General features: G+C 68.4%; 6 protein-coding genes. 4 read left to right on the top strand and 2 right to left on the bottom strand.

The window, feature by feature from the left end; all coding sequences use genetic code 11:
• A partial coding sequence (locus VF794_RS08505; protein ID WP_331108683.1) for an aminotransferase class IV occupies positions 1–492 on the top strand: 492 nt, incomplete at its 5' end.
• A gap of 6 nt (positions 493–498) precedes the next feature.
• Here the strand turns inward: VF794_RS08505 and VF794_RS08500 are convergent.
• Positions 499–1,299 (bottom strand): pseudouridine synthase, encoded by an 801-nt coding sequence (locus VF794_RS08500; RefSeq protein ID WP_331108682.1) that lies wholly within the window; start codon positions 1,297–1,299, stop codon positions 499–501.
• Positions 1,300–1,477: 178 nt separating this feature from the next.
• Between VF794_RS08500 and VF794_RS08495 the strand changes: the two genes are divergently transcribed.
• The 3 genes from VF794_RS08495 to VF794_RS08485 are packed head-to-tail and all read left to right on the top strand — an operon-like array spanning position 1,478 to position 3,301.
• On the top strand, positions 1,478–1,867 hold the full coding sequence (locus VF794_RS08495) for a hypothetical protein (RefSeq protein ID WP_331108681.1): 390 nt from the start codon (positions 1,478–1,480) through the stop codon (positions 1,865–1,867).
• 10 nt (positions 1,868–1,877) lie between these two features.
• Positions 1,878–2,354 (top strand): phage holin family protein, encoded by a 477-nt coding sequence (locus VF794_RS08490; RefSeq protein ID WP_331108680.1) that lies wholly within the window; start codon positions 1,878–1,880, stop codon positions 2,352–2,354.
• Entirely contained in the window at positions 2,351–3,301 is a 951-nt protein-coding gene (locus tag VF794_RS08485; RefSeq protein ID WP_331108679.1) for a hypothetical protein, read from the top strand. Before VF794_RS08490 ends, VF794_RS08485 begins: the two co-directional genes overlap by 4 nt.
• 90 nt (positions 3,302–3,391) lie before the next feature.
• Here the strand turns inward: VF794_RS08485 and VF794_RS08480 are convergent.
• Positions 3,392–3,657: GNAT family protein (locus tag VF794_RS08480; RefSeq protein ID WP_331108678.1), on the bottom strand; the 266-nt coding region annotated here is incomplete at its 5' end.

The raw sequence follows: 3,657 nt of genomic DNA, 5'->3' as shown, positions 1-3,657 counted from the left end.
TTCCGGTCCCTCCCAGCCGACCATGAGCGCACCACGCGCGAGGGCCGCGCGCTCGATGAGCGCGAGGGCCACGGCTACCGGCGGGGAGACTCTCTCCTGACGCACAAGAGCGTCTCGTACCTCCGTCAGTACGCGCACCTCGCAAGGGGAACGGTCTTCCTCAACGAGGCCGGAGAGCTCTGCGAGGCCCCCAATGGAAACCTGTTCTTCCTCGTGGAGGACGCCGTGGTGACTCCGCCGCTGGAGGCCCCGTGCCTGCCGGGCATCATCCGCTCCGTGCTGCTGGAGGAGGGGCGGCTCGTGGGCAGGCCCGTCGTGGAACGCGCGGTAAGGGTGGAGCACCTGGAGGACGTACGTGGGTGCGTGCTCACCAACTCCGTGAGCCTCGCGCTGGCCGTGCCGCGACTGCTCGGGCGCGAGCTGCCCGCGAGTGGAGAGCTGGCCCGGCTCGCCCGGGCCGTGGTGGAGGAGTCCGCGCGGCGCGAGGGGTGAAGACCCTCACCCGGGCCCTCGGAATTCGAGTCCCTGGTGCACCTCGGCGTCCGTGAGCACCCGGTAGGAGCCCTCGGGCACGTCCAACGTCACATTGCCCACCGCCTCGCGGTGCAGCGTCCGCACCGGGTGCCCCACCGCCGCCAGCATCCGCTTCACCTGGTGGTGCCGCCCCTCGGTGAGCACCAGCTCGACCCGGTGGGGGCCTGGCAGCCGAGCCTCCGCTGGTCGGGTCGGCCCGTCATCGAGCACCAGGCCCTCGCGCAGCTTCCGCAGCGCGTCCTCCGAGGGTTCCCCCTCGACCTCCGCCACATAGCGCTTGGGCAGGTGCGTCTCCGGCGAGGTCGCGTGCGCCACCAATCGCTCCTCATTGGTGAAGAGCAGCAGCCCCGTGGTGTCCCGGTCCAACCGTCCCACCGCGTACCACTCGTAGCCCCGCAGTCGCGGCGGCAGCACCGCACGCAACCGCTCGAAGACCGTGCCGATGCCCTCGGGATCGCTCCCGGCCACCACCACCCCCGCGGGCTTGTGGAACAGCAGCGCCAGCGTCCGTGCCTCCAGCGTGCGTGGCTGTCCGTCCACCCGCACCGCGCTCCCCGCGTGTACCGACGCGAAGGGGTCTTGCTCCACACGCCCGTCCACCTCCACGCGCCCCTCGCGGATGGCCTGCTCCGCCTCGGCTCGGGGCATCACCCCCGCGCGCCCCAGCGCACGCGCCAGCCAGTCCGCGCGACTCCCCTCCGGCACCGGCTGCTGGCGCCGACGCGCGGCTTCCAACCACCGCGGCGTCCTCGGCTTCCTCGCCATCCGCGCACCCTCCTCCCGTATTCCCATTCCTCCAGCCCCAGCGGCATGCTCCTCCGCCTGCTTCACAAGCCGATTCCCGCTTCATTCCTGGCACTCATCCGCGCGTGCCTAGCTTGAGTCGTGTGGGAGACATCCCGCATCGGTAGCACCCATTCCCAAACTACTCGGAGGAGACCGCATGGCAAGCGCGACTGAAGGAATCCAGGGTTCCAGCTTCGCCGGCACCAGTACCGGCACAGGAGATGTCTCGCAGCAGGTGAAGCGTTTCACCGGAGCGACCCGGGAGCGCGTCTACCACCAGGTGGACGACAAGAAGGAAGATATCCTCAAGGGCCTCCAGGGCTTCGTCTCCACGTTGGAGAACGCCTCCCAGAATGCCGATGGCCTCTCGCAGCAGGTGCTCCAGGGCGCCGTGGGCTATCTCCGCAAGTTCTCGGACCGCATCGAGAACGGCACCACCGAAGAGCTGGTGCACGAGGCCCGGCAGTTCGTCCGCGAGCGTCCCGCGCCCTTCTTCGCTGGCTGCATCGCCGTGGGGTTCCTCGCTGCTCGGCTCCTGAAGGAATAGGGAGAACGCGATGCAACCCTACGACACGCGAAATCAAGGCGGTTACGACTACGAAGGACGCACCGTGCCCGGTGATGGCACGTCGGAACGTGCCTTCGGCTCGCTGGTGGGTGAGTTCTTCGACCAGGGTAAACGGCTCATCCGCGCGGAAGTCGCTCTAGCGAAGACCGAGCTGCGCCAGGAAGTGACGAAGGTCAAGGCTGGCAGCGCGCTGGTGGGTGCGGGCGGGGTGCTCCTGTTCATCGGAGGCATCGCCTTCATGCTCTTCGCCTGCGCGGCGCTCGCGACGGTGCTGCCCTGGTGGGCCGCGACGCTCATCGTCACCGTGGCCTTCCTGGCCATCGGCGGCGGCATCACCTACGCCGGCATCAAGCGCATGAAGGAGATCCACGCACCCAACAAGACAATCCAAACCCTCAAGGAGGACGGGCAATGGGCGAGCAAGACATTCCAATCCGTGAAATCTCAGATGCACGGGCACGCATGAGCGAACTCGCCGACGAGCTGGCCCGCCGCATGGAGCCCGAGCACCTCAAGGCGATTGCCGCCGACAAGGTGACGGACCTCAAGGCGCAGGCCAGGGAGCGGGCGACGGAGAAGGTTGACGAGATCAAGGCGAACGCCAAGGAGGCTGTGATGCGAAAGACGACGGACATCAAGGAGCGGGCGGACACGCCCAAGGGCTGGAGCATGCTCGGAGCCATCCTCGGCGCCGGAGTGGGCTCGATGCTGATGAAGAAGGCTTTCGACGTGCGCAGCCATTCCGAGTCGCACACGCGCATGTACGGCGGCCACGACATGGGCACTCCCGAGCTGGTGCCGGCCCCCGAGGGCGGTCTGATGCGGCCCACCGGTGACGTGCGCGGCATGAGCAGCGACATCGGCGTGCGCACCAGCACGGACGTGGGCTACACGAACACCGGCATGGGCATGAGCACCGACACCGGCGTGAGCACCGGAGACAACATGAAGGCCCGCGCCTCGGACGTCATGGACACGGCCAAGGACAAGGCCTCCATGCTCAAGGATCGCGCCAGTGGCCTCGTGGACCGCGCCAAGGACAAGGCCTCCGGCCTTCGCGAGCACATCCCGGATCGCGGCATGGTGAAGGCCCGCACGACGGACTGGTACAGCACCGTGTCCGACAACCCGGTCCTGGTGGCCATCGGCGGCATCGCGCTCGGCGCGCTGTTCGCCGGCTTCATCCCGGTCACCGACCGCGAGCGCCAGCTCATCCAGCCGGCCAAGGCCAAGGTGAAGGATCAGATCTCCAGTCTGGGGGATCAGCTCGAGACCAAGCTGTCGGGCCAGTCCACGGACGTGAGCGGCCAGGACGACGAGATCCAGGCGTCCGCGGCCACGGAGAGCGAGAACGAGCGGGGCACCATCCCACCGCTGCCGCCTCTCGACGATTTCAACACCTCCGTGCACTGAGCCAGGCCCGTTCTCCCACGGAGAGAGGGCTGGAGTGACAAGGAGCGCACGAGGCCGGACGGGGCGACCATCGCCTCGCCCGGCCTTGCTCTATCCGCGCGCCCGCCACTCCCGGTCGAGCACGGCGTAGATGACGGAGTCACACCACTCGCCCTTGTAGAAGGCGTTCTCGCGGAAGTGGGCCTCCTGGCGCATGCCCAGCTTCTCCATGACGCGGAAGGAGCCGGGGTTGCGCGGGTCGCAGTCGGCCCACATGCGGTGCAGGCCGAGCGTCCCGAAACCGAAGTCCATGAGGGCCCGCGCCGCCTCGGTGATGTAGCCCTGGCCCCACCGCGAGCGGTCGAGGATGTACCAGA

The organism is Archangium sp., from assembly GCF_036389735.1.
Taxonomy (GTDB): Bacteria; Myxococcota; Myxococcia; order Myxococcales; family Myxococcaceae; genus Archangium.
Note: the sequence above shows the minus strand (reverse complement) of the source record. Positions and strands in the feature narration are given on the sequence as shown.